The sequence below is a fragment of the Frankia sp. AiPa1 genome (genome assembly GCF_023243075.1).
Taxonomy (GTDB): Bacteria; Actinomycetota; Actinomycetes; order Frankiales; family Frankiaceae; genus Frankia.
On sequence record NZ_JALKFZ020000026.1, the window covers coordinates 1 to 618 of the forward strand.

1 protein-coding gene is annotated in these 618 nt (G+C 72.5%); it reads right to left on the minus strand.

Translation table 11 applies throughout. The features are described 5' to 3' along the window. Positions 1 to 618: CurL C-terminal domain-containing protein (locus tag MXD95_RS04110; protein ID WP_250639176.1), on the minus strand; the 618-nt coding region annotated here is incomplete at both ends.

Consider the following 618-nt stretch of genomic DNA (forward strand, 5'->3'; position numbering starts at 1 on the left):
GGCGAAGAGTGCGGGTTGGGCGTATTCGGTGGTGTGGAGGAGTTGTTCTTCGGGGCTTCCCGGAACCGCGAACATGATTTCCGCGAGGGACCGGCCGATCAGCGGGTCGATCTGCGCGAACACGGCGTCGAGCGCCGCGGCGAAGGGCGGCTCGCTCCGATAGAGCTCCAGCCCGGCGCCCGCCCGCTGACTGCCCTGTCCGGTGAACAGGAAGGCCGTGCGTCCCCGGGGGCGGACGCGGCCACGCACCACTCCGGCCGCTGTCTCCCCGCGGGCGAGCGTCCGTAGCCCGTCGAGCACCTCGGCGCGGGTCGAGCCGGTCACCACCGCCCGGTGTTCGAGGTTGGCCCGACCGCCGCTGAGGGCGGCGGCCACCTCGGGCAGGGCGATCTCCGGCCGGGTGCCCAGGAACGCGGACAGTCGGGCGGCCAGTTCCTGCAGGGCTGCCGGCGAGTGGGCTGACAGCGGCAGGGCGACCGTGATGTCGGGCTGTTGCCGGTCACGGGCCTGCACTGGTGCGGTGGCTGACTGCCGCGCACCCGGTGGTTGTTCGAGGATGAGGTGGGCGTTGGTGCCGCTGATGCCGAAGCTGCTGATGGCGGCGCGGTGGGTGGTGGT